General features: G+C 58.9%; 1 protein-coding gene. It reads right to left on the bottom strand.

Annotated elements, in window-relative coordinates; translation table 11 throughout:
• Positions 1 to 414, bottom strand: a 414-nt coding sequence (locus K675_RS0124200) for a ShlA/HecA/FhaA protein (RefSeq protein WP_026145503.1), incomplete at its 3' end; no start/stop codon positions are given.
• Between the last annotated feature and the right edge of the window lie 275 nt (positions 415 to 689).

Here is a 689-nt window from a genome sequence, read left to right as displayed (position 1 = left end):
TTGGCTCGGGCTGCCGCCGTTGACCTCGTTGAGAATGGTCGACGCGGCACGCCCGTTGAGGTTGCTGTTGCCGAGAATGATCCCGCCCAACTGCGTCGACTGGGTACGGTTAGTGGCGTTATTGAGGATGACGCCCTGGCTGCCGACGTTGTAGTCCTGGAACTGGTTGTGCGACAGACCGCTGCCATTGGGCGCAGCAATGTTGACGACGGGCACGCCATTGCCCGCCTGCCCCAGGTTCGTGCCTGGCGCACTGACCACGATGCCGTCCGCCTGCGCCCATAGCGGCTGCCAGAACATGACGTTCGCCAGCAGGAAAGCGATCCCACGTTTCGGCAACCCGAGGAAGTGGTCACGGTTTTTCAGGGCAGCAGAAGGCTGGCGCGCAAGGAAGGCGAACTGGTGAACGTCCATGTCAAAAATCTCGACGATCCGCACAAAAAACGGGCCACCGGTTCCTCTCCTTGAAGAGGCCGACAGCCCGCTTTCGTGCGAATGATATTAATATAATGTCACAATATTAATTTGCCACTATCTTGGCGTCAACGATCTGCACGGCTCAACGCTACTCCCCGTTACGCAATTGACAGGCGCCGTGACCGTGCGCTTGTCCCGCCAGGCCAAAATAGCCGTCCACTGAAAGCCCTGGACGACCACCCTGGTGCATGTCCGAAGTCGCCAGTCTAGTT

It is taken from the genome of Pseudomonas fuscovaginae SE-1 (assembly GCF_000364705.1).
Classification (GTDB): Bacteria; Pseudomonadota; Gammaproteobacteria; order Pseudomonadales; family Pseudomonadaceae; genus Aquipseudomonas; species Aquipseudomonas fuscovaginae_A.
Note: the sequence above shows the minus strand (reverse complement) of the source record. Positions and strands in the feature narration are given on the sequence as shown.